We start from the raw sequence: 24404 nt of genomic DNA, 5'->3' as shown, positions 1-24404 counted from the left end.
CTGGCTCAACCCGCGTTGGTCGGCAAGATTGCCCGCACCGCAGCTGGCCACCCCGCCCCCGCATCGCCCTGCACCACCCACTGCTTCATCGCTTCGATATCCGGCGCCAGGTAGCGGTCGCCTTCGACAAAATCCACGCGCGCACGGATGCGTGCCAGCTCCTGCTCCACCAGCGGCGACGACTTCAGCGGTCGGTGGAACTCGATGCCCTGCGCCGCGGCCATGGCCTCGATGCCGACCACGACCGCGGTGTTGGCCGCCATGTCGCCCAGCCGGCGCGCGCCGTAGGTGGCCATCGACACATGGTCTTCCTGGTTGGCTGAGGTCGGCAGGCTGTCGACGCTGGACGGATGCGCCAGCGACTTGTTCTCCGAGGCCAGCGCGGCGGCGGTCACCTGTGCAATCATGAAGCCCGAGTTCAGGCCGCCGTCACGCACCAGGAACGGCGGCAGGCCGGACAGGCCGGTATCGAGCAGCAGCGCCAGCCGGCGCTCGGAGATCGCGCCGATTTCGGCGATCGCCAGCGCGATGATGTCGGCGGCGAAGGCCACCGGCTCGGCGTGGAAGTTGCCGCCGGAGACCACGTCGCCCTGCTCGGAGAACACCAGCGGGTTGTCCGACGCGGCATTGGCTTCGATCTGCAGGATGCGCGCGGCATGCTGCAGGTTGTCCAGGCACGCGCCCATCACCTGCGGCTGGCAGCGGATCGAGTACGGGTCCTGCACGCGGCCGCAGGTCTTGTGCGAGTCGACGATCTCGCTGCCCTCCAGCATCGCGCGCACCGCGCCGGCCACGGCAATCTGGCCGGCCTGGCCGCGCGCCGCATGGATGCGGGCATCGAACGGCTTGACCGAGCCCTTGATCGCCTCCAGCGACAGCGCGCCGGCGACCAGGCCCGCGGCAAACGCGTCTTCGGCGGCGAACAGCCCGGCCAGCGCCAGCGCGGTCGACACCTGGGTGCCATTGAGCAGCGCCAGGCCTTCCTTCGGGCCCAGTTCGAAAGCTTGCAGGCCGGCATGGGCCAGGCCTTCGGCGGCCGGCACGCGCTTGCCGTCGACCAGCACCTCGCCCACGCCGATCAGCGTGCACGACATATGCGCGAGCGGCGCCAGGTCGCCCGACGCGCCCACCGAGCCCTTGGCGGGAATGCACGGCGTCACGCCGTGATTGACCAGCGCCAGCAAGGCCTCGATCAGCGCCGGACGCACGCCCGAATGGCCGCGCGCCAGGCTGACCGCCTTGGTCGCCAGGATCAGCCGCACGGTGTCCTCGGCCAGGTCCGGGCCGGTGCCGACGCTGTGCGACAGCACCAGGTTGCGCTGCAGCTGCGCCAGCTTGTCGTTGGGGATGCGCGTTTGCGCCAGCTTGCCGAAACCGGTGTTGATGCCGTAGACCACGGCATCGGCGTCGATGATGTCCTGCACCGTGGCCTGCGCGGCGCGCACGCCGGCCCAGGCGGAATCGGCCATGGCCAGACGCACTTCACCGCGATAGATGCGGCGCAGGTCGGCCAGGGTGACTTGGCCCGGCTGCAGGGTCAGCAGCGGACGGGAGGCTTGGTCATGTGGGCTGGCAGTCATTTGTATGTTCCTGTCTATACAGCTTAGGTAAAAATTTGGAGGCGCAGGCGGATTCTTGTGGAATCAGCCGAAAGCAGGATTGCCGTCGGCGCGGAAGCGGCTGCCGAGGCGATAGCGGTTGCCCGGGTGCAGGCAGCGTACAAAGGTCACCGGCACGCCGTTGGTCCAGGTGCGGCGCGTCAACATCAGGCAGGCCTGCGTGGGCGGCATTTCCAGCTGCGCGGCCTGTTCCGGCGTGGCGGCAATGGCGTCGACCACATGCTCGACCTGGTCGTAGGGCACGTGGCGCAGCAGGTATTCGCCGGGCTGGGTCGCGCTGAAATCCTGGGTGATGAAGTCGGGCGCCACGCGTGGATTGACATAGCGGTCTTCCAGTTGCACCGGCACGCCGTCCTCGCGGTGCACGCAGACGGAATGGAACACCGACTCGCCGGTGCGAAGCTCCAGCGCCGCCGCCACCTCGATCGAGGCCGAGACCCGCTCCACCAGGATCACGTCGCAGGCATAGTCATGCCCGCGCATGCGGATCTCGTCCTGCAGGTTGACCACCGACAGCAGCGTCGACTGCGGCTTGTGCTCGGCGACGAAGGTGCCCACGCCGGCCACGCGCACCACCCGGCCCTGCTCCTGCAGCTCGCGCAGCGCCCGGTTGACGGTCATGCGCGAGACCCCGAAGCGGTTCACCAGTTCCTGTTCCGACGGCACCCGGTCGCCCGGCTGCCACGCGCCGCTCTGGATCTGGCGGGCGATGTACTCCTTCACCTGCTGGTAGAGCGCGGTGGGAGAGGCAGAAGCGGAAGTCGGGGTGCCGGCGGCGTGGTTCATAAGATCTTAATGCTCGGCCGCGGCCATGGCCTCGGCGCGGATTTCCTCGGTCAGCCGCGCCTTGAGCGCGGAGAACTCCGGCGTGGTCTTGATCGTGTAATGGCGCGGGTGCGGAAAATCGACCGCGATCTCGCTCTTGATCCGACCCGGCCTGGCGGAAAACACCGCCACCCGGTTGGCCATGAAGATGGCCTCGTCGATATCGTGGGTCACGAATAATACCGTCTTGCGCGACGCCTCCCAGATGCCCAGCAGCAGCTCCTGCATCAGCACCCGGGTCTGGTTGTCGAGCGCGCCGAACGGTTCGTCGAGCAGCAGGATCTTGGGATCGTTGGCCAGCGCGCGCGCGATCGCGGTGCGCTGCTGCATGCCGCCCGACAGCTGCTTGGGGAAGTGATGCTCGAAGCCGCGCAGCCCCACGCGCTGGATAAAGAAGTCGCTGCGCTCCTTCTGCTCGGCCGCGCTCATGCCGCGCTCGCGCAGGCCGAAGCGCACGTTCTGCTCGATCGTCAGCCACGGGAACAGCGTGTACGACTGGAACACCATGCCGCGGTCCGCGCCGGGCGCGAACACCGGCTGGCCGTCCAGCAGCACGCGCCCGCTGGTCGGGGTATCCAGCCCCGCGACGATGCGCAGCAGCGTGGACTTGCCGCAGCCCGACGGGCCCAGGATGGTGACGAAGTCGTTGTCGCGGACTTCGAAATCGACCGGCTGCAGCGCCAGCGTCTGGCCGCCGCGCGGGTTGGAGAAGGTCCGTGAGACCTGCTGGATGGACAGTGCGCTCATTGGATCGAACTCCACGGGAACAGGCGCTGGTTGGCGCGCTTGAAGACAAGGTCCGAGACCAGGCCGATGCAGCCGATCACGATGATGCCGAAGATGATCTGCCCGGTATTGAGCAGCGCCTGGCTGTCGGTGATCATGTGGCCGATGCCCGACGACGAGCCGATCAGTTCCGCCACGATCACGTAGGTCCAGGCCCAGCCCAGCACCAGCCGCAGGATCTCGGCGATTTCCGGCGCCGCGCCCGGGATCAGCACGCGGCGCACGATGCCGGCGCTGTTGGCGCCCAGCGTGTACGCGGCCTCGACCAGGTCCTTGCGCGCGCCGCCGACCGCCACCGCCACCATCAGCACGATCTGGAAGAACGAGCCGATGAAGATCACCAGCAGCTTCTGGGTCTCGCCGATGCCGGCCCACAGGATCAGCAGCGGGATGAAGGCGGACGCGGGCAGGTAGCGGCAGAACGAGACAAAGGGCTCGAAGAAGGCCTCGGCCGCCTTGTATGCGCCCATGAAGATGCCCAGCGGCACCGCGATCACCGCCGCCAGCACGAAGCCGCCGACCACGCGCCACACGGTCATGCCGATGTCGCCGATGAAGTTGTACTCGGTGAACAGGGTCATGCCCTCCCTGGCCATCGTCATCGGATCGGCCAGGAACGTGCGCGGCACGAAGCCGCCCAGCGTCACCACGGCCCACACGCCGAAGAACAGCACGAAGAAGGACAGGCCCAGCATCCAGCGGGTGTTGGGCGCCACCGGCACCAGCGGTGCCAGCCACGGATGGCGCCGGCGCTGCGGCGCTGCCCCCGCGGGGGCCGCCACGGCGGAGGCCGGGGCGGGTGAACCTATACGGGCTTGCGTCATGACGTCACGCCTCCTGAAAACTGCCGGGTTACTTGAGGAAACGCGCGTCGTACAGCTTGGTCACGTCCGGCACCTGGCGGATCACGCCGATGTCCAGCAGCACCGCGGCGGCTTCCTTGCTGAAGCTGGCGAGCTCGCCCTCGAAGAATTTCTTGTTGGCCTCGCGGTCCTGCCAGCGCAGGTAGGCCGACGACTTGGCGAACTGCTCGCCGGTCTGCTTGACCGCCGCGCCCATGATGTCGTTGGCCTTGGCCGGCTCCTTGCGGATCATCTCGAGCGCCTCGAAATAGCTGTCGACCAGCGCCTGCGCGGCCTTGGGATTGTCCTTGAGCCACTTGGGCGCGCAGCCGAGCGTGTCGGTCACCATCGGATAGTCGAGCGTGGTGGCCAGGATCTTGCCCTTGTCCGGGTTCTGGCGCACCGTCGACAGGTACGGCTCGTATGTCATCGCGCCATCGTTCTGGCCCGCGACGAAGGCCTGCGCCGCCGCCTGCGGCGACAGCGTGGTGGTCTTGACGTCCTTGAGCGACATGCCGTTCTTCTTCAGCATCCAGGCCAGGCCGAAATACGGCGCGGTGCCCGGCGCATCGACGCCGATGGTCTTGCCCTTCAGGTCGGCAAAGCTCTTCACGTCGGCGCGCACGGCCAGGCCGTCGGCGCCGTAGGACTTGTCGAGCTGCACGATCTGGGTGATGGGCACGCCATTGGCATTCCAGGCGACATGGGTTTCCACGGTGGTGGCCGCGCACTGGATCGCGCCGGAGGCCAGCGCCAGGTGGCGGTCCTTCTGCGGGATCATCTTGATCTCGACGTCGACGCCGTTCTTCTTGAAGATGCCTGCCTTGTCGGCCAGCGTCAGCGGCGCGAAGCCGGTCCAGCCGCTCATGCCCAGTGTCACCGGCGTGTTCTGCGCGTGCGCCGCGTTGGCTGCCAGGGCCGCAGCCAGCACCGCCACCTGCCCTGCCACCCTACCGCGAAACCTGCTTGGATTCCTCATCAGTACGCTCCTTTGGTGTGTCCGTCGACGGCAGGCCATGCGTGTGGCCGTGCTCGTTTTCGGGCATTAAACAATGCCTGTATATACAAGTCAACGTAGGGCTTCCACCAAGCAACCAGGCGGATAATCGCCTTAAAAAGCGCATTCCATCGAGGAACCCGCCGTGCGGCGATGCACCGTCCTGAACCCGGCCGCGATTGCGGGCACCAGTCAGGCGCGTGGAAAGTGTTGCTGTATAGACAGGATCGAGACGACGCCGTGGGGGCAGCAATCCCCGTGCCAGCGGCACGAGGACCTGGGGTGGAGGTATCAGGCGCCGAAGAAGTCGGCGACGGTGGGATAGCGCAGCCGCAGGCGCAGTTCGCGCTTGAGCCGCCGGTTGTCGAGCCGGCGCGATTCGCTCATGAAGCTCAGCAGGGTCTTGTCGATCACCTGGAGCGCCTCGCCGCGCGTGATGCGCGGCGGGCGCGGCAGCCCGCGGCGCTCGGCGACGAGGTCGAAGTAATCCGCCATGCGCAGCTCGGTATCGTCGCTGGCGTGGACCACGCGCTGCGGCAGGCCGCGGAACAGAGCCGCCACCATGATGCGGGCGAGGTCGTCGGCATGGATGTGGCTGGTGTAGACGTCGTCCTGCGGCACCAGCGCCGGCGTGCCGCGCCTGAGCCGCGCCAGCGGCAGGCGATCCTCGGCGTAGATGCCGGGGATGCGCACCACGCTGGCGCGCCAGCCCGCGTCGCGGCCAAAGGCGCGCACCGCCTGCTCGGCGGCGACGCGGCGGCGCGCGCGCGCGGTCTGCGGCCGCACCGCATGGAATTCGGCCACGCGCGCGCCCTGGCGGTCACCGTAGACGCCGGTGGTGCTGGCGTAGACAAACGCAGCGCGGGGCCGGGTACGGTCGGGTAGAATGGCGGGCTCGCCGGGCAGCATGCCGGCAGCCGCCCTGGCACGGCGCCCCGCAGTCCGGCGCCATGCAGTCCGGCGCAATGCGGCGAGCAGCGCACGCGTGCGCGGATCGCCTTCGCCCTGCCCGGGCGGCGGCGCCAGGTCCAGCACTCGCGTGGCCAGCCCGCGCAGCCGGGCCAGCGTGGCCGGCCGGTCCAGGTCCGCCACCAGCGGCACCGCGCCGGCGGCACGCAGTTCGGCGCGGCGTGCCGGCTGCGAGGTCACGGCGAAGACACGCATGCGCGACGACAGGATTCGCAGGCAGCGCGTCCCCACATCCCCGCAGCCGACGATCAGCAGGCGCGGGCGGCCCAGCCGGCGCGATGGCGCCGGCAGCCGCGAGGGTTGCGGTGGTTGCGGGACCCGCGCGGGCTGCAGCTTCGACAGAATTTGGCTCATAGACCGATTATGGCTTATCAAGTAACCGTCATGCCCAGCGGCCACAAGTTTGAGGTGGCCGCGGACGAAACCATCCTCGGCGCGGCCCTGCGCCACAGCATCGGGCTGCCGTACGGCTGCAAGAACGGCGCCTGCGGTTCGTGCAAGGGCCGCGTGCTCGAAGGCAGCATCGTACAGGGCGACCATGCCCCGTCGGCGCTGACCGCCCAGGAAAAGACCGAGGGCCGCGCGCTGTTCTGCTGCGCCAATGCCAGCTCGGACATCACCATCGAATGCCGCGAAGTCCACGGCGCCGGCGACATCCCGATCAAGAAGGTGCCGTGCCGCGTCACTTCGCTGGAGCGCCTGGCCGACGACGTGATCGCGATCAAGCTGCAGCTGCCGGCGACCGAGCGCATGCAGTACCTGGCCGGCCAGTACGTCGAATTCCTGCTGCGCGACGGCAAGCGCCGCAGCTATTCGATCGCCACGCCGCCGCACGAGGACGGCCCGATCGAACTGCATATCCGCCATATGCCGGGCGGCGCCTTCACCGACTACGTGTTCGGCGCGAAGGAAGGCCAGCCGGCCATGAAGGAGCGCGACATCCTGCGCTTCGAAGGCCCGCTGGGCAGCTTCTTCCTGCGCGAGGAATCGGAAGCGCCGATCATCCTGCTGGCTTCCGGCACCGGCTTCGCCCCGATCAAGGCCATCGTCGAGCATGCCGCCTACACCGGCATCCGGCGCCCGATGACGCTGTACTGGGGCGGCCGCCGGCCCAAGGACCTGTACATGCACGCGCTGGCCGAGCAGTGGGCGCGCGACCTGCCCAATTTCCAGTACGTGCCGGTGGTCTCCGACGCGCTACCGGAAGACAACTGGCAGGGCCGCACCGGCTTTGTCCACCAGGCCGTGATCGCCGACTTCCCCGACCTGTCGGGCCACGAGGTTTACGCCTGCGGCGCGCCGGTGATGATCAACGCCGCGCGCGGCGACTTCACGCGCCAGTGCAGGATGCACGAAGACGCGTTCTTCGCCGACTCGTTCACCTCCGAGGCCGACCTGCACGCGGCCCCGCCGGCGGCCTGAGCGCCGTCCGCGCGCCGTTCCGCCAGCGCAACAATGCCCGGGCCCGCCAAAATTCGTTTTGACACCCGGGCCCGTGCGCCTTATATTTGCCCGCATGCACACGACCTTCAACCGACGCCGCAGCTTCCGTACGTCGCTCCCCGCTGGGGTGCCGCGCGGCTGACCGTCGACTGCGTCTGTTCATGTCAACGAGCCACGGGCAACCCCCGTGGCTTTTTGTTTTGGTTGCGTCTTGCGCGCCCGTCCGTCCAACGTTACACGCCGACCCCTGGAGTCCGCCATGGCATTTGCTGAGTATCCCGTCCAATCCCTGATGTACATCACCAACCGCCCCGAGCTCGTGTTCACCGAAGGCAAGGGCTCCTGGCTGACGGATCACAACGGCAAGCGCTACCTGGACTTCGTGCAGGGCTGGGCGGTGAACTGCCTGGGCCATTCCAACCAGGGCATGATCGACGCGCTGGTGGCCCAGTCGCACAAGCTGATCAACCCGAGCCCGGCGTTCTACAACGAGCCGATGCTGAAGCTGGCCAAGCAGCTGACCGACCACAGCTGCTTCGACAAGGTCTTCTTCGCCAACAGCGGCGCCGAGGCCAACGAAGGCGCGATCAAGCTGGCGCGCAAATGGGGCCGCAAGCACAAGGACGGCGCCTTCGAGATCATCACCATGGACCACAGCTTCCATGGCCGCACGCTCGCCACCATGAGCGCGTCGGGCAAGGCCGGCTGGGACACCATCTTCGCGCCGCAGGTGCCGGGCTTCCCGCGCGCCGAGCTCAACGACCTGGCCTCGGTCGAGCAGCTGATTACCGACAAGACCGTCGGCATCATGCTCGAGCCGGTACAGGGCGAAGGCGGCGTGATCCCCGCCACGCGCGAGTTCATGCAGGGCCTGCGCGCGCTGGCCGACAAGCACAAGCTGCTGCTGATCGCCGACGAAGTGCAGGCCGGCTGCGGCCGCTGCGGCACGCTGTTCGCCTACGAGCTGGCGGGCGTCGAGCCGGACATCATGACGCTGGGCAAGGGCATCGGCGGCGGCGTGCCGCTGTCGGCGCTGCTGTGCAAGGCCGAGGTCGCCAGCTTCGAGGCCGGCGACCAGGGTGGCACCTATAACGGCAACCCGCTGATGACCGCGGTCGGCAGCGCCGTGATCGAGCAGCTCACCGCGCCCGGCTTCCTTGACGACGTCAAGGCCAAGGGTGAGTACCTGAAGGAGCAGCTGCTGGCGCTGTCGGCCGAATTCGGCCTCGGCGGCGAACGCGGCGAAGGCCTGCTGCGCGCGCTGCTGCTGGGCAAGGACATCGGCCCGCAGCTGGTGGAAGAAGCGCGCGACATGGCGCCGCAAGGCCTGCTGCTGAACGCGCCGCGCGCCAACCTGCTGCGCTTCATGCCGGCGCTGAACGTCACGCGCGAAGAAATCGACCAGATGATCGGCATGCTGCGCACGCTGCTGAAGAAGCTGGCCTGATCCTGCGGGTACCGCAGACAGCAAAAAGCCTCGCATTGCGCGAGGCTTTTTGCTTTGCGGCCGGATCCGGGATCCGCGCCGCAGAGGAGTGAGGGAGAGGGCCAGCGCCGCAGAACCCGCGCGGCAAGGGGAAAGGCCTTGCGCCTGCGAGCGCCCGCCCTCTCCCTCACCCCTCTTGCGGCAGCGGGGTGCCGGAGCCGGAGCGGCGGCGCGCCGCTTACTCGCCCAGGTAGGCGGCCCGCACCTTGGGGTCGTCCAGCATCTGGCTGGCTTCCCCGCTCATGGTGATCAGGCCGGACTCCATCACGTAGCCGCGGTGCGCGGCCTGCAGCGCCAGGCGCGCGTTCTGCTCGACCAGCAGCACGGTCACGCCCTGCGCCGAGATGTCGCGCACGACCTCGAAGATCTTCTCCACCATGATCGGCGACAGGCCCATCGAGGGCTCGTCCAGCAGCAGCACCTTGGGCTGGCTCATCAGCGCGCGCGCCATCGCCAGCATCTGCTGCTCGCCGCCGGACATGGTGCCCGCCAGCTGGTTGGCGCGCTCCTTCAGGCGCGGGAAGATGCCGAACATGCGCTCGACGTCGGCCTTGATGCCGGACTCGTCGTTGCGCGTGTAGGCGCCCATCTGCAGGTTCTCGGTGATGGTCATGCGCGCGAACACGCCGCGGCCTTCCGGCACCATCGCCAGCCCTTGCTTGAGCAGCGCGTAGCTGGGCACGCCCTTGATCGACTTGCCCATGTATTCCACGTCGCCGCCGGCCCAGCCCTGCAGGCCGGTGATGGCCTTCATGGTGGTGGTCTTGCCGGCGCCGTTGGCGCCGATCAGCGTGACCAGCTCGCCGTCGCGGATTTCGAGGTCGATGCCCTTGACGGCCTGGATGCCGCCGTAGGCAACCTTCAGGCCGGAGATCTTCAGTACTGTCTGTTTCATTGCAGGCTGATTCATTACGTCCGCTCCCGCCATCAGTGCGCCGAGGTGCCGAGGTAGGCCTCGATCACCGCGGGGTTGTTCTGCACCTCGTGCGGCAGGCCCTGGGCAATCACCTTGCCGTAGTCCAGCACCGTCAGGCGGTTGCACAGCCCCATCACCAGCTTCACGTCGTGCTCGATCAGCAGGATGGTCTTGCCGTCGTTCTTGATCTTGTCGAGCAGGCCGCGCAGCTCGACCTTCTCGGTCGCGTTCATGCCGGCGGCCGGTTCGTCCAGCGCCAGCAGCTTGGGCTCGGTCGCCAGCGCGCGCGCGATCTCGAGCCGGCGCTGGTGGCCGTACGACAGGTTGCGCGCGGTGAAGTTGGCGTACTTGCCGATGCCGACGTAGTCGAGCAGTTCATGCGCCATGTCTTCGATGCCCTCTTCCTCGCGCCGCACCGACGGCGGGCGGAAGATCGCGCCGAACACGCCGGCCTTGGAGCGCACGTGGCGGCCGACCATCACGTTCTCGAGCGCGGTCATGTCGCCGAACAGGCGGATGTTCTGGAACGTGCGCGCGATGCCGGCCTTGGCCACCTCGTGCACGGCGGTCGGCTGGTAGGGCTGGCCGCCCAGCACGAACTCGCCCGAATCCGGCGTGTAGAGGCCGGTGATCACGTTGAAGAACGTGGTCTTGCCGGCGCCGTTGGGGCCGATCAGCCCATAGATCTCGGCCGGCTTGATCTGCAGGCCGACCTCGGACAGGGCCTGCAGGCCGCCGAAACGCTTGTTGACCCCCTGCACCGACAGGAGGAAATCGTTGTTGCTCATGTCTTCCTCCGGTTTACAGACGGCCGATGTTGCCCGCGCGGCGCACCACCGGGCGGTCTTCCTTGCGCGGCGACGGCCAGATGCCGGCCGGGCGGTACAGCATCACGCCGACCAGCGCCAGGCCGAACAGCAGCTGGCGCAGCACCTCGGCATCGACGATCACGTGGCCGAACACGCCGGTCTGGATCGGCTCGGCGACCACGCGCAGCAGTTCCTGGAAGCCCACCAGCAGCACGCCGCCCAGGATCACGCCCGGGATATGGCCCATGCCGCCCAGCACCACGATCGCCAGCACGTAGATCGATTCCCACAGCGTGAACGATTCCGGCGAGACGAAGCCCTGGAACGCGCCGAACACCGCGCCCGAGGCGCCGCCGAACGACGCGCCCATGGCAAACGCCAGCAGCTTGATGTTGCGGGTGTTGATGCCCATCGCCTTGGCGGCGATCTCGTCTTCGCGGATGGCAACCCAGGCGCGGCCGATGCGCGAGGTCTGCAGGCGCAGGCACACGAACACGATCACGATGACCAGGAACACCAGCAGGTAGTAGTACATGAACACCGGCGAGAACTTGAGCCCGAAGATCTCGTGCGACTTCGAGAAATCGAAGCCGAAGATATGCACGGGGTCGACCGCGGTGATGCCCTTGGGACCGTTGGTGATGTTCACCGGGCGGTCCAGGTTGTTCATGAAGATACGGATGATCTCGCCGAAGCCCAGCGTAACGATGGCCAGGTAGTCGCCGCGCAGCTTGAGTGTCGGCGCGCCCAGCAGCACGCCGAAGGTGGCGGCCACCAGGATCGCCAGCGGCAGCACGAACCACATCGACAGGTGGATGCCGGTCGGGAACAGCTGCTGGATCCACTCGAACTGGTTCGCCAGGTGCGGCGAGCCGAGCAGCGCCATCAGGTAGGCGCCCACCGCGTAGAACGCGATATAGCCCAGGTCGAGCAGGCCGGCAAAGCCCACCACGATGTTCAGGCCCAGCGCCAGCATGATGTACAGCAGCGCAAAGTCCAGCACGCGGACCCAGTAGTTGCCGCCCAGGGTCTGGACGATGAACGGGGCGCACAGCGCGACCACCAGGAAGCCAATTAGTGCGGCCAGGGTCTTGGCCGGCACCTTGGTCGGCGCCGCGACGGCGGCCGTGGATGGAATCGGGGTATTCATGGATTCGCTCTCCTCAGGCGCGATCCGCCACGCGTTCGCCCATGATGCCGGACGGACGGAAGACGAGCACGGTGATCAGTACGATGAAGGCAAAGACGTCCTGGTAGTTCGAGCCGAACACGCCATTGGTCAGGTCGCCGATATAGCCGGCGCCGAGCGCCTCGATCAGGCCCAGCAGCATGCCGCCGACCATGGCGCCCGCGAGGTTGCCGATGCCGCCCAGCACCGCGGCGGTAAACGCCTTCAGGCCGGGAATGAAGCCCATGTAGAAGTGGGCGTTGCCGTAGTTGGTGGCCATCATCACGCCGGCCAGCGCGGCCAGCGTGGCGCCGATCATGAAGGTGGCGGAGATGACGAAATTGGGGTTCACGCCCATCAGGCCGGCCACCTTCTGGTTCTCGGCGGTGGCGCGCATGGCGCGGCCGAGCTTGGTGCGGTTGACCAGGGCCAGCAGGCCGGACATCACCATCACGGCCATGCCGATGATGACCATCTCCTTGCCGGTGATGGTGGCGCCGGTGCCGCCGATGTCGATGGGTTCCGACGGCAGCAGCTGCGGGAAGGTCAGCGGGTTGCGCGACCAGATCAGCATGCCCGCCGTCTGCAGGATGATGGAAACCCCGATCGCGGTGATCAGCGGGGCCAGCCGTGGCGCATTGCGCAAGGGCCGGTAGGCGACCCGCTCGATCGAATAGGACAGGATCGCGCAGACCGGCATGGCGACCAGCGTGGCGATCACCAGCGTCAGCCATTCAGGTAGGCCGGGGGCGAACTTCTGCAATCCGAGGATGGCTGACAGGGCGGTCAGCGCGCCGATCATCAGCACGTCGCCGTGGGCGAAGTTGATGATGCCGAGAATGCCGTAGACCATGGTGTAGCCCAGTGCGATCAGCGCATAAATGCTGCCGAGCACCAGACCGTTCACGATCTGCTGGATAAAGATATCCATGAAAACTCCTGCTTCAGTCCCTGACCTGTCGGCATGGTGTGGATGCCGGGGGGACCGTGGTGTGTAATGGGTAACGTTGCGGTGGTTTGCTTTGCTGGTGAGCGGCCTGCCCTGCTCCATCCATGGTAAGGATGCTTCTACATTAGGCGAGGCTAAAAAGAACGGCACCGCAAAATACTCACGGTGCCGTTCGGATGGGCCGGTAAGCCCAGATTACATCTTCACGACGTCGAGGACGGACTTCTTCTTGTCCTTGTACTCGTACAGCGTGATGGTGCCTTCCTTCATGTCGCCCTTCTCGTCGAAGGCGATGTTGCCGATCACGCCCTTGTAGTTGGTCTTGGGCATTTCGGCGAGGATGGCGGCCGGTTCGGTCGAGTTGGCGCGCTTCATGGCATCGACGACAACCATCACGGCGTCATACGTGAACGGAGCGTAGATCTGCACCGGCGCGTTGAAGCGGGCCTGATAGCGCTTGTCAAAATCCGCGCCCTGCTCCATGCGCGACAGGGCCAGGCCTGCCTCGGAGCAGATGATGTTGGTCACGGCGTCGCCGGCCAGCTCGGCCACCTTGTCGGTACAGACACCGTCGCCGCCGACGATCTTGGCGGGGATGCCCAGCTCACGGGCCTGCTTGGCGAACGGGCCGCCGGTGGCGTCCATGCCGCCGTACATGATCACGTCCGGCTTCTTGCCCTTGATCTTGGTCAGGATGGCCTTGAAGTCGGTGGCCTTGTCGTTGGTGGCTTCACGCGCCACCACGTTCACGCCGGCCGCCTTGGCGGTCTTCTCGAACTCGTCGGCCAGGCCCTTGCCGTAGGCGGTGGCATCGTCGACGATCGCCACGCTCTTGGCATGCAGGGTCTTGGCGGCGTAGTTGGCCAGCGCCGGGCCCTGCTGGGCATCGGTGGCGACCACGCGGTAGGTGGTCTTGAAGCCCTGCTTGGTGTAGTCCGGGTTGGTCGACGACGGCGAGATCTGCACGATGCCGGCATCGCTGTAGATCTTCGACGCCGGGATCGACACGCCCGAGTTCAGGTGGCCGACCACGGCCGCCACCTTGGCGTCGACCAGCTTCTGCGCCACGGCGGTGCCGGTCTTGGGGTCGCCGGCATCGTCTTCGCCGACCAGTTCCAGCTTGACCTTCTTGCCACCGACTTCCAGGCCGGACTTGTTGACTTCTTCCACGGCCAGGCGGGCGCCGTTTTCGTTGTCCTTGCCAAGGTGCGCGATGCCGCCGGTCAGCGGGGCCGCATGGCCGATCTTGACGACGACCTCGCCACCACCGGCCGCAGGCGCTGCGGGAGCCGCGGCTGCCGGCGCCGAAGAGGCCGGCGCCGCCGGCTTTTCTTCCTTCTTGCCGCAAGCTGCGACCAGCGCCACTGCGGCCGCGATCGGCAGAATCTTGGCAAACGTGATTTGCATGAGTGATCTCCTAGGATTCACAAAAACAGGGATTTGCAACGCCTCCCGGACGTTTCCCCTGGACCGCCGTTGTTTAGTTTCAATTTGAAACGCGCGCATTGTATCCCCTTTCTTAGTCGATGCAATACGCGACGCAACATCCTTGACGATTTACCGCGCATTTGAGCTAGGGAATTTCCCCAATGCACAGATTGCGGCAATTCCCGCTCACATGACGCGGCCGCCCCTCTTTCTTACAAGAACCGTGCCTGCGGCGCCCCAGGCGGCAAGGAAGCAGCGCCGGCACCACCTATAATGCATCAATATTAATTAGGCGTTTCATTTAATAAGAGTGGTGCTGCTCTCTAATGTGCAGAATGTAGCGCCGCACCATAATAGGGAAAACCCCAGCTTCGGGGATTACCCTGATTCGCGCCAGGCACGAATGGCGGGCACCCCGGCACCGGCAGCGGGCATTATTCCCGGACCGGGCACAGGCCAGAAACAAAAAAAGGGCGCCGCAATCGCGGCGCCCTTTTATCAGGCCAGGCATTCATGCGGGCATGCCCGCGCCTGCTCAGGCGGCTGCGCTGGCGGGCAGCAGCCCGCGCGGCAGCGGGAACGCCATGTTTTCCTCGATACCTTCGAGCGGACGCACCTGGCGCGCACCGAGTTGGCGCAGGCGCTCGACGATGGACTGGGCCAGCGCCTCGGGCGCCGAGGCCCCGGCGGTCAGGCCGATGCGGCGCTTGCCGGCGACCCACTCGGGCCGCACCTGCTCGGGCGCGTCCACCATATAGGCCGGTACGCCCAGGCGCTCGGCCAGCTCGCGCAGGCGGTTGGAATTGGAACTGTTGGGACTGCCGACCACGATCACCACCTCCACCTGCGGCGCCATGAACTTCACCGCGTCCTGGCGGTTCTGCGTGGCATAGCAGATGTCCTGCTTCTTGGGCTCGCGGATCTCCGGGAAACGCGCCTTGAGCGCGGCCACGATCTCGCGGGTCTCGTCCACCGACAGCGTGGTCTGGGTGACATAGGCCAGCCGCGACGGATCGGCGACCTGCAGCGTCCCGACATCGGCGACCGACTCGACCAGCACCATGCCGCCGTTGGCCTGGCCCATGGTGCCTTCGACCTCGGGATGGCCGCGATGGCCGATCATCACGATCTCGCAGCCCTGCGCGCGCAGCTTGCTGACTTCGACATGCACCTTGGTCACCAGCGGGCAGGTCGCATCGAAGACGTGCAGGCCACGCCGGGCCGCGTCTTCGCGCACTTCGCGCGACACGCCATGGGCGCTGAAGATGACGGTGGCGCCGGCGGGCACCTCGTCGAGCTCGCCCACGAACACCGCGCCCTTGCGGCGCAGGTCGGCCACCACATAGGCGTTGTGGACGATTTCATGGCGGACGTAGATGGGGGCGCCAAAGCGCTCGAGCGCGCGCTCGACGATCTCGATGGCGCGGTCAACGCCGGCGCAGAAGCCGCGCGGCTGGGCCATCAGGATTTCTGCGTGGGGTGCGGGGGTCAGGTCGGGCATGCTGCGGTATCCGGACAGGTTCGGCTTGGCGACGTTCAGAGAATGCCGATCAGCTGCACGTCGAACAGGATGGTCTGCCCAGCCAGCGGATGGTTGAAGTCGAACAACGCGGCGGTTTCGCCGATCTCCTTGAGCACGCCGGCGTACTTGCCGCCGCCGGGCGCATTGAACTCGACCAGGTCACCCGGGCTGTAGTCCTCTTCGAACGAACTGTTCTCGCGCAGCGTGGCCAGCGACACCCACTGCAGCAGTTCGGCGTTGCGCGGGCCGAAGGCCTGCTCCGGCGCCAGGCGATAGGTCATGCGCTCGCCTTCGGGCATGCCCAGCAGCGCCTGCTCGAGCGTCGGCGCGAACTGGCCCTGGCCCAGCAGCAGCGTCGCGGGCTTTTCTTCGAACGTGCTGACGACCTCGGTGCCGTTCTCGAGCGCGATGCTGTAATGCAGGGTCAGGAATGAGTCGGCCTGGACAGTCTTGCGGCCAGCCGTGCCGCCGTCGGCTTCCGACGCGAAAGTTTGCAAATTCATGGGTGATCAACCAGGGTAGGGTAGGAGCAGGCCATCGCTGGCCCACTCCCCCCTAAGAACCGTACGTGCGGGTTTCCCCGCATACGGCTCAAGCCTTCACAAAAATACCATCAGATCGATGGCACCGGCTTTACAACAGAAAGCCCGTGGTTATGCACTTGGACGTGACAGTTCGGATGCAGCAGCACGCGGTTCCTCAGACCATCGGAGCCACCGCGTACGCGGTACTCGATGTGGTGGTCATGCCACCCAGTGTCCTTGGTCATCTTGCACTGACACAGAGCACACAAGCCACGCTGGGACATGTACAGCTTGATCCACTGCTTTCGGTGCGCCATGCTGTCAAGCAGCCGCTCCTGTCGCAATGTTTCACCATACACCTCCTGCGCCGGATCAAAAGGGTTGTAATCCCCTCTGACCTTCTTGTGCCTTTGGATGGGCGTGCTCGCGAGCGAGTACAACTCAACCCATACCTCACTATCGACATCTTTCACTACTGTGGTGCCAAACACCCAGCTGCGCTGACCGACTGAGCCGAAGTACTTCTTCCGCACCCAATCCGCCTTCTTGCCTGGATGTCGCCGCTTGGCCCACCGCCATAGGGCACGAAAAATGTCGTGCCCCAGACGGTTGAAAACCGCCTTCGCCACTACGGCGCGGTGGTACTGCGCCCATCCTCTTAGCATCGGGTTCAGCAGTCGAATCAGCTCTGACTGCTTCACCGTCTTGTTAGCACTGATGACATCCTTCACCTTGCGGTAGAACGTCTGCACGTTCTTCCTGCTCGGCTTGATGAGCAGCGTTCCGGAGTACTTCCGGAAGTTCCACCCCAGAAAGTCAAAGCCGTCGGCTATGTTGACGATCCGCGTTTTCTCCGTTGATAGCGTCAGCCCTCGTACCGCCAGGAACTGCTCCACCCACGGCTTCACCTCGTTTTGTAGGATCTCAGGCGTGGTGCCCGTGATCACGAAGTCGTCCGCATAGCGCACAACATTCACCTTCAGCTTCCGCGTTTTGGCGACTCCCAGTTTCTTCTCGAAGGAAGCAACCAGTTGTCGTTCCAACCCGTTCAACGCCACGTTTGCCAGAGTCGGGGAGATGATTCCTCCCTGCGGTGTTCCGGCTTCGGTCGCCTGAAACTGGCCCTGAAATATCACGCCAGCCTTCAGCCACTTGCGGAGGATGGCTCGGTCCATGGGGACGTTGCGCTCCAGCCAGTCGTGACTGATATGGTCAAAGCAACCTTTGATATCCGCCTCCAGTATCCATTGGGCTGAGTGCCCTCTGGACAGGTTGACGAACAGCTGTGACATGGCATCCGCCGTGGAACGATTGATCCGGAACCCATAAGAATTCGGATCGCTCGTCCCTTCGGACACCGGCTCCAGCGCCAGCAGGTGCAAGGCCTGCATGGCTCGATCCAACATGGTCGGAATGCCTAGTGGGCGCTCCTTCCCGTTGGCCTTAGGAATAAAGACCCGCCGCAATGGCAATGGCCTGTACCCTCGGCGCTTCAACCGTCCGATGGCTTCCCACCGGACTTCAGGCGAGTCCCACAGTTCGCGATCGACGCCTGCCGTTCGCTTACCTTGGTTCTCCGTCACTCGCTTTACCGCCGATGCCTTGGCGGAAAACGAGCGGGTCAGAGACCGTTGCAAGGCTTTCACCCTGCGCCAGTCCCCTTCCTGTGTTGCCTTCGCAATTCGAATCTGCATTGCCCGGACGTTCCGTTCCACTTGGCGCCAATTGATGGCATCCCAGCGTTGCGGTGCGCCGGAGAGCGCAGATTTATCCTCACGGACAAATGCTTCCATGCTGCTCTCCTATCTTGAGGTCTTCCCCCAAAACGCAGAGACAACATGCCCCCTGAGGGGCATATTGCCCCTCAGGGGAAGAAATTTCAGTTTCAAGCGGGTTAGCCAGTCGTCCTGCGACGAAAGACCAGTTGGAAGTCTGCCCGCTTTCGCGTGAGGTGATGTTTCAACCCCTATCCGAATCATTACAACCCGGCGTTCGCTTTCTCCAACCTCCCATACCCGCACAGCCAACAGCGTTCCTTACGGTCCGCCTGCCTGAGCCGCACTGCGCTCGGGCAGCCATACGGGCTTACCACGTTCCCTGCACGCTACAAGACCGGGTTAGGGTCTGCCTCTTCGCCGATGGTCTAGTGACGACGTGCTCCGAATGTCCAGCGGAGCAACCGACCAAATACCGTTTTGGTTAGTGCCTGTCAGCAGCTTTGGCACCGCAATACTCACGACGTTTATCAGCAGTTCACTTCCGTTACCCATACCAGTCAGCCTAGCTCCTCGACCCCATGGCTGCTCGGAGTCTCTACCAGAAGACCTCACGGTCCTCTGGCACCCTTACGGGGGCTACATTGTCAGGAGAGCTTCATACCCCACCGTTACCAGTGACGCATGTCTCCCTAGGCTACTGCTAGTCGCATAGCAGGTTCTCTATCAAAGCACCCTCGCGGACGTGTCTGACCGAACCATAGCGTGCAGAGCTTTCGCTCCGCCTGAACCCTACCTGCCGGTCCGACTGGACCGGAAATGCAAATGCTCCGCCTTGTGGGCAGATGACATTCGCCCACTTGGCGTTTGGTGGCCAACGTGGCCAGTTCAAACTTGATGCCAAACTTCGGCATGTAAAGCCATTGTCCCCTCTTAGAGAGAGGACAACGCCACGCCCGAGGGCGTGGTTCGCGCCTTTGGGCGGGCACTGGCTGGTAAGCCAGTACTGCAAGCAACGCTTCTCAGATAACTCTGAAAAGTGAGCAGGCGCTAGCGGCGTAAGCTATGGTGGGCTTCGTTTCACTAGCATGTGGGAGTACTCTCCCAGGGTCGATGCGTCTAACGCGACGCGGACGGACACGAGTGTGCGTGTCGCACGAACAACCCGTATTGTATTCGACTGGCCCATAGCCCGCCGCCCCGGGGCCGCAGGCCCTGTTCCCGACGCGACTACCCTGGATGCCCATGACCATTGCCAAATGGCCCGCCTGCGAGCGGCCCCGCGAGAAACTGCTGGAAAGCGGCGCTGCCGCCCTGTCTGATGCCGAACTGCTGGCCGTGCTGCTGCGCGTGGGCGCCGCCGGAAAAAGTGCCGTGGACCTGGCACCCGAGCTGTTGCACCGTTTCGGCTCGCTGACCGCGCTGTTCGCCGCCGAAGGCGAAGCGCTGGCCGGCGTGCGCGGCATGGGCGCGGCCAAGTTCGCCCAGCTGCAGGCCATCCCCGAACTGGCGCGGCGCGCGCTGGCCGAATCACTGCGGCTGCCGGCCGGCTTCAATTCGCCGGAATCGGTGCGCAGCTACCTGCGCCTGACCCTGGCCCCGCTGCAGCACGAGGTCTTCATGTGCCTGTTCCTGGATCCCGGCAATCGCATGGTGGCCAGCGAGGAGCTGTTCCGCGGCACGCTGACGCGGACCTCGGTCTATCCGCGCGAGGTGGCGCGCCAGGCGCTGGCGCACAACGCGGCCGGCATCATCGTTGCCCACAACCATCCGCGCGGCACCACCACGCCCAGCGAGAGCGACATCCACCTGACACGCGAACTGGCGCGCACGCTCGACCTGATCGACGTGCGGCTGCTGGACCATTTCATCGTGGCGGGGCATGAAATCCGCTCGCTGGCGGAATCCTGCGAGCGCCTGCCCGGGCTGTGACGCCTACGGCACGACACGAGCGGGGCCGCAACACTGCCTCCGCCGGGCCACAGAAAGCATTGATCCGCTGGGGGAATCCGGTCTATAATGCCCGTTTTGCTGAAGTCTCAACCGCTGCAGTCCGGGCCCGCGCGCCTTTTGTTGATCTGTTGCGAACATTGTCCACGAATAGAAGATTTAGGAGTGCTTCATGGCACGCGTCTGTCAAGTGACCGGGAAAGCGCCGATGGTCGGCAACAACGTTTCCCACGCAAACAACAAGACCAAGCGCCGTTTTCTGCCCAACCTGCAGAATCGTCGTTTCTTCGTTGAATCCGAAAACCGCTGGGTGAGCCTGCGCGTCTCGAACGCCGGCCTGCGCCTGATCGACAAGAAAGGCATCGACTCCGTGCTCGCCGACCTGCGCGCACGCGGCGAAGTCTAATTAGGAGTACATCATGGCAAGCAAGGGCGGCCGCGACAAGATCAAGCTGGAATCGACCGCAGGTACCGGTCACTTCTACACCACCACCAAGAACAAGCGCACCATGCCGGAAAAGATGGAGATCATGAAGTTCGATCCCGTCGCCCGCAAGCACGTCGCTTACAAGGAAACCAAGATCAAGTAATTGATCGGGTATCCCGCCAGAAAGCCCCGCCCTGCCGCGGGGCTTTTTGTTGCCCGTCGATGGCGCATCGGCGCTGCGTACTGATGCACGGGATAGCGCGCCGGGTGTAGACTTTGCCGTTTCCCCCAATCTGCCAAGCGCCCTGGCGGCGCTCTCCTTGCACCATGAATTTCGACGTCGCCATCGTCGGCAGCGGCCTGGCCGGCCTTACGGTCGCATTGCAACTGGCCGACACCCACCGGGTGGCCATCCTCAGCAAGCGCGCCATGACGCAGGGCGCCAGCGACTGGGCGCAGGGCGGCATCGCCGCGGTGCTGGACTCGGGCGACAGCCATGACGAGCACACCCAGGACACGCTCGTCGCCGGTGCCGGGCTGTGCGATGAAGAGGCCACGCGCTTTATCGTCGAGCACGGGCGCGAGGCGATCCAGTGGCTGATCGACCGGGGCGTGCCCTTCACCCGTGACGCGCAGGCCGAGCTGGGTTTCCATCTGACGCGCGAAGGCGGCCATAGCCGCCGGCGCATCATCCACGCCGCCGACGCCACCGGCCACGCCGTGGTCAGCACGCTGCTGCAGCAGGCCACGCAGCACCCGAACATCACCATCCTGGAAGACCACTTCGCGATCGACCTGATCACGTCGCGCAAGATGGGGCTGCCCGGCAACCGCTGCTATGGCCTTTACGTGCTGGACGACCGCACCGGCGCGGTGCACACCATCACCGCCACGCACACCGTGCTGGCGGCCGGCGGTGCGGGCAAGGTCTACCTCTACACCACCAACCCGGATACCGCCACCGGCGACGGCATCGCCATGGCCTGGCGCGCGGGCTGCAGGGTGTCGAACATGGAATTCATCCAGTTCCACCCGACCTGCCTGTACCACCCCTATGCCAAGTCCTTCCTGATCTCCGAAGCGGTGCGCGGCGAAGGCGGCCTGCTCAAGCTGCCGGACGGCACGCGCTTCATGCCCGAACACGATGAACGTGCCGAACTGGCGCCGCGCGACGTGGTGGCACGCGCGATCGACTTCGAAATGAAGAAGCGCGGGCTGGACTGCGTCTATCTCGATATCACGCACCAGCCCGAGGCCTTCCTGAAGGAACACTTCCCGACCATCCATGCGCGCTGCCTGGAACTGGGCATCGATATCACGCGCGAGCCGATTCCGGTGGTGCCGGCCGCGCACTACACCTGCGGCGGCGTGGTGACGGACACCATGGGCCGCACCGATATCGGCGGCCTCTACGCCGTGGGCGAGACCGCCTGCACCGGCCTGCACGGCGCCAACCGGCTGGCCTCGAACTCGCTGCTCGAATGCATGGTGATCGGCCGCGCCGCCGCCGCGGACATCGCCGCGCAGGACAAGGCCGGCGCGCCCAATATCACGCTGCCGGCGTGGGACGAGAGCCGCGTCTCCGATGCCGACGAAGAAGTCGTGGTGTCGCACAACTGGGACGAGCTGCGCCGCATGATGTGGAACTACGTCGGCATCGTGCGCACCAGCAAGCGCCTGGAACGCGCGCAGCACCGCATCGTGCTGCTGCGTGAGGAGATTGCCGAGTATTACGCCAATTTCCGCGTCACTACCGACCTGCTGGAACTGCGCAACCTGGTCGAAGTGGCTTCGCTGATCGTGGACAGCGCCTATTCGCGGCATGAAAGCCGCGGGCTGCATTTCAGCCGGGACTATCCGGATTCGCTGCCTAAGGCGCTGCCTACGGTGATGCAACCGCCTGCCGTGCGCAAGCGCTGAGCGGCGCGCAGCAATAAAAAACGGGGCGAGCCAGATGGCCCCACCCCGTCTTGCCTTCGCGCTGGCAATGCGTCAGCCGATGATACGCAGCGAGTAGTCCGTCGCGCGCACGTCCTTGGTCAACGCGCCCACCGAGATCCGGTCCACGCCGGTCCCGGCGAACGTGCGGATGGTCTCGGCATTGACGCCGCCCGATACCTCGAGCAACGCCCTGCCCTGGTTGATCTTCACCGCGTCCTGCATCATCGGCACGGTGAAGTTATCGATCAGCACCGACTTCGCGCCTGCTGCCAGGGCTTCTTCCAGCTCCGCCAGCGACTCCACCTCGACCTGCACCGAGGCATCGGTATCGAGCGCCAGCGCCGCCTGCAGCGCGGCGGTGATGCTGCCGGCCGCGGCGATATGGTTCTCCTTGATCAGGATGCCGTCGTACAGCGCCAGGCGCTGGTTCTCGCCGCCGCCGATGCGGACCGCGTACTTCTGCGCCAGGCGCAGCCCCGGCAGCGTCTTGCGCGTATCCAGCACGCGCGCGCGGGTGCCGGCGATCAGGTCGGCATAGCGGCGCGTCACGGTGGCCACGCCGGACAGCAGCTGCAGGAAGTTCAGCGACGGACGTTCGGCGGTCAGCAGCGAGCGCGCCGGGCCGGTAATCTCGCACACCACGGAATCCGGCGCCATGCGCGCGCCCTCTTGCTGCAGCCAGCGCACCGCCAGCGCCGGGTCGACCGCACGCATGCACGCGTCGAACCACGGCTGGCCGCACAGCACCGCCGACTCGCGCACGATCACGCGCGCGTGCGCGGCCTTGTCCGCCGGCACCAGCAGGCCGGTGAGGTCGCCGCTGCCGACATCCTCGGCAATGGCGGCCTGCACATTGGCCTGCAGCGCTGCCTGCAGCGCCGGGCCGTAGCTGTCGAAAATCGGATTCACGCTCATGCCGGGCCGATCCCCTGGAACAGCGCCTGTTCCTGCGCCAGGTCGGACGACGGACGTACATTGCGCTTCTGCGCGGCGGCGAAGTCGAGCATGCGGTTGATGCAGGTTACCGCCTTGGCGCCGATGGCCGGATCGACGTGGATCTCGTTGCGGCCGGTCTCGAGCACCTCGGCGAGGTTGGTCAGCGCGTTCATCGCCATCCACGGGCAGTGCGCGCAGCTCTTGCAGGTGGCGCTGTTGCCGGCGGTCGGCGCCTCGATGAAGTGCTTGCCGGGCGCGGCCATGCGCATCTTGTGCAGGATGCCGTTGTCGGTGGCGACGATGAATTCGGTCGCGTCCAGCTTTTGCGCGGCCTCGATCAGCTGCGAGGTGGAGCCGACCACATCGGCCTGCGCCACCACGTTCTCCGGCGATTCCGGGTGCACCAGGATCTTGGCGTTGGGGAATTCGCGGCGCAGCAGGTCCAGCTCGATGCCCTTGAACTCGTCGTGCACCAGGCACGAGCCCTGCCACAGCAGCATGTCGGCGCCGGTCTGCTTCTGGATATAGCTGCCCAGGTGCTTGTCGGGTGCCCAAAGGATCTTCTTGCCCTGCGCGTGCAGGTGCTCGACGATCTTCAGGCCGATGCTCGAAGTCACCATCCAGTCGGCGCGCGCCTTCACCGCGGCGCTGGTGTTGGCGTAGACCACCACGGTGCGATCCGGGTGGGCATCGCAGAAGGCCGCGAACTCGTCGGCCGGGCAACCCAGGTCGAGCGAGCAGGTCGCATCCAGGTCCGGCATCAGCACGGTCTTCTCGGGGCTAAGGATCTTGGCGGTCTCGCCCATGAAGCGCACGCCGGCCACCACCAGTGTCCTGGCTTCGTGGTCGCGGCCGAAGCGGGCCATTTCGAGGGAGTCGGAGACACAGCCGCCGGTCTCCTCGGCGAGGTCCTGCAGGTCGGCGTCGACGTAGTAGTGCGCCACCAGCACCGCATTGCGCTCCTTCAGCAAGCGGCGGATACGCGCCTTCAGCGCTTGCCGCTCATCGGGCGACAGCACCGGCGGCACCTTGGCCCAGGCATGGGCCACACAGCTGGCGCCAGCGGCGTTTTGGGCACCCGCCAGGTTCGGCTTCTCGAACTCGACGGTCTTGATCGATTGTGGGGTCATCTCCGGGTACTCCTCTAGACCT

22 protein-coding genes are annotated in these 24404 nt (G+C 65.8%); 6 read left to right on the top strand and 16 right to left on the bottom strand.

Annotation, left to right across the window (positions count from 1 at the left end):
* Window positions 1-5 precede the first annotated feature (5 nt).
* The 6 genes from hutH to A3AG_RS0124850 form a co-directional block, all read right to left on the bottom strand.
* A complete protein-coding gene (hutH, locus tag A3AG_RS0124875; RefSeq protein ID WP_018008005.1) occupies window positions 6-1580 on the bottom strand; it encodes a histidine ammonia-lyase in 1575 nt (524 codons plus the stop codon).
* Window positions 1581-1643: 63 nt separating this feature from the next.
* Window positions 1644-2405: a histidine utilization repressor gene (gene hutC / locus A3AG_RS0124870; protein ID WP_018008004.1), complete on the bottom strand. Its 762-nt coding sequence runs from the start codon at window positions 2403-2405 to the stop codon at window positions 1644-1646.
* 6 nt (window positions 2406-2411) lie between these two features.
* On the bottom strand, window positions 2412-3191 hold the full coding sequence (locus A3AG_RS0124865) for an ABC transporter ATP-binding protein (protein WP_012353726.1): 780 nt from the start codon (window positions 3189-3191) through the stop codon (window positions 2412-2414).
* Window positions 3188-4054, bottom strand: coding sequence for an ABC transporter permease (locus A3AG_RS0124860; protein ID WP_018008003.1), 867 nt, complete (start codon window positions 4052-4054; stop codon window positions 3188-3190). The genes A3AG_RS0124865 and A3AG_RS0124860 overlap by 4 nt, the downstream gene beginning before the upstream one ends.
* A gap of 28 nt (window positions 4055-4082) precedes the next feature.
* Window positions 4083-5051, bottom strand: coding sequence for an ABC transporter substrate-binding protein (locus A3AG_RS0124855; RefSeq protein WP_018008002.1), 969 nt, complete (start codon window positions 5049-5051; stop codon window positions 4083-4085).
* A 309-nt stretch (window positions 5052-5360) separates the two neighbouring features.
* Window positions 5361-6392, bottom strand: coding sequence for an NAD-dependent epimerase/dehydratase family protein (locus A3AG_RS0124850; RefSeq protein ID WP_018008001.1), 1032 nt, complete (start codon window positions 6390-6392; stop codon window positions 5361-5363).
* A 9-nt stretch (window positions 6393-6401) separates the two neighbouring features.
* Between A3AG_RS0124850 and A3AG_RS0124845 the strand changes: the two genes are divergently transcribed.
* Window positions 6402-7460 (top strand): CDP-6-deoxy-delta-3,4-glucoseen reductase, encoded by a 1059-nt coding sequence (locus tag A3AG_RS0124845; protein WP_026164454.1) that lies wholly within the window; start codon window positions 6402-6404, stop codon window positions 7458-7460.
* Window positions 7461-7740: 280 nt separating this feature from the next.
* Entirely contained in the window at window positions 7741-8928 is a 1188-nt protein-coding gene (locus A3AG_RS0124840; protein WP_018007999.1) for an acetylornithine transaminase, read from the top strand.
* A 217-nt stretch (window positions 8929-9145) separates the two neighbouring features.
* On the opposite strand, the gene A3AG_RS0124835 is transcribed toward A3AG_RS0124840, so the two are convergent.
* From A3AG_RS0124835 to ltrA, 8 genes are all read right to left on the bottom strand, one after another.
* Entirely contained in the window at window positions 9146-9862 is a 717-nt protein-coding gene (locus A3AG_RS0124835) for an ABC transporter ATP-binding protein (RefSeq protein WP_018007998.1), read from the bottom strand.
* 32 nt (window positions 9863-9894) lie between these two features.
* Window positions 9895-10671: an ABC transporter ATP-binding protein gene (locus tag A3AG_RS0124830; RefSeq protein WP_018007997.1), complete on the bottom strand. Its 777-nt coding sequence runs from the start codon at window positions 10669-10671 to the stop codon at window positions 9895-9897.
* A gap of 13 nt (window positions 10672-10684) precedes the next feature.
* Entirely contained in the window at window positions 10685-11842 is a 1158-nt protein-coding gene (locus A3AG_RS0124825) for an ABC transporter permease subunit (protein ID WP_018007996.1), read from the bottom strand.
* Window positions 11843-11855: 13 nt separating this feature from the next.
* Entirely contained in the window at window positions 11856-12791 is a 936-nt protein-coding gene (locus A3AG_RS0124820) for a branched-chain amino acid ABC transporter permease (protein ID WP_018007995.1), read from the bottom strand.
* A 213-nt stretch (window positions 12792-13004) separates the two neighbouring features.
* Window positions 13005-14216, bottom strand: a complete 1212-nt coding sequence (locus tag A3AG_RS0124815; protein ID WP_018007994.1) for a branched-chain amino acid ABC transporter substrate-binding protein — start codon at window positions 14214-14216, stop codon at window positions 13005-13007.
* A 556-nt stretch (window positions 14217-14772) separates the two neighbouring features.
* Window positions 14773-15738, bottom strand: coding sequence for a 4-hydroxy-3-methylbut-2-enyl diphosphate reductase (ispH, locus tag A3AG_RS0124810; protein WP_018007993.1), 966 nt, complete (start codon window positions 15736-15738; stop codon window positions 14773-14775).
* A 35-nt stretch (window positions 15739-15773) separates the two neighbouring features.
* Window positions 15774-16262, bottom strand: coding sequence for an FKBP-type peptidyl-prolyl cis-trans isomerase (locus A3AG_RS0124805; protein ID WP_012353738.1), 489 nt, complete (start codon window positions 16260-16262; stop codon window positions 15774-15776).
* A gap of 110 nt (window positions 16263-16372) precedes the next feature.
* A complete protein-coding gene (gene ltrA / locus A3AG_RS0124800; protein ID WP_026164453.1) occupies window positions 16373-18076 on the bottom strand; it encodes a group II intron reverse transcriptase/maturase in 1704 nt (567 codons plus the stop codon).
* A 1167-nt stretch (window positions 18077-19243) separates the two neighbouring features.
* Here ltrA and radC point away from each other — a divergent pair.
* From radC to nadB, 4 genes are all read left to right on the top strand, one after another.
* The gene (radC, locus tag A3AG_RS0124795) at window positions 19244-19930 is read left to right on the top strand and encodes a RadC family protein (protein WP_018007991.1); all 687 of its coding nucleotides are present in this window, start codon (window positions 19244-19246) and stop codon (window positions 19928-19930) included.
* 190 nt (window positions 19931-20120) lie between these two features.
* Window positions 20121-20354: a 50S ribosomal protein L28 gene (gene rpmB, locus A3AG_RS0124790; protein ID WP_006575661.1), complete on the top strand. Its 234-nt coding sequence runs from the start codon at window positions 20121-20123 to the stop codon at window positions 20352-20354.
* A 13-nt stretch (window positions 20355-20367) separates the two neighbouring features.
* Window positions 20368-20538 (top strand): 50S ribosomal protein L33, encoded by a 171-nt coding sequence (gene rpmG, locus A3AG_RS0124785; RefSeq protein ID WP_010814980.1) that lies wholly within the window; start codon window positions 20368-20370, stop codon window positions 20536-20538.
* Window positions 20539-20702: 164 nt separating this feature from the next.
* Window positions 20703-22295 carry an L-aspartate oxidase gene (gene nadB, locus A3AG_RS0124780; protein ID WP_018007990.1) on the top strand — a complete coding sequence of 531 codons (1593 nt, stop codon included), beginning with the start codon at window positions 20703-20705 and terminating at the stop codon, window positions 22293-22295.
* Window positions 22296-22367: 72 nt separating this feature from the next.
* On the opposite strand, the gene nadC is transcribed toward nadB, so the two are convergent.
* Both nadC and nadA read right to left on the bottom strand, forming a co-directional pair.
* Window positions 22368-23231 carry a carboxylating nicotinate-nucleotide diphosphorylase gene (gene nadC / locus A3AG_RS0124775; RefSeq protein ID WP_018007989.1) on the bottom strand — a complete coding sequence of 288 codons (864 nt, stop codon included), beginning with the start codon at window positions 23229-23231 and terminating at the stop codon, window positions 22368-22370.
* Window positions 23228-24382, bottom strand: coding sequence for a quinolinate synthase NadA (gene nadA / locus A3AG_RS0124770; protein WP_018007988.1), 1155 nt, complete (start codon window positions 24380-24382; stop codon window positions 23228-23230). Before nadA ends, nadC begins: the two co-directional genes overlap by 4 nt.
* Window positions 24383-24404 lie beyond the last annotated feature (22 nt).

It is taken from the genome of Cupriavidus neocaledonicus (assembly GCF_000372525.1).
In the GTDB taxonomy this organism is placed as follows: Bacteria; Pseudomonadota; Gammaproteobacteria; order Burkholderiales; family Burkholderiaceae; genus Cupriavidus; species Cupriavidus neocaledonicus.
Note: the sequence above shows the minus strand (reverse complement) of the source record. Positions and strands in the feature narration are given on the sequence as shown.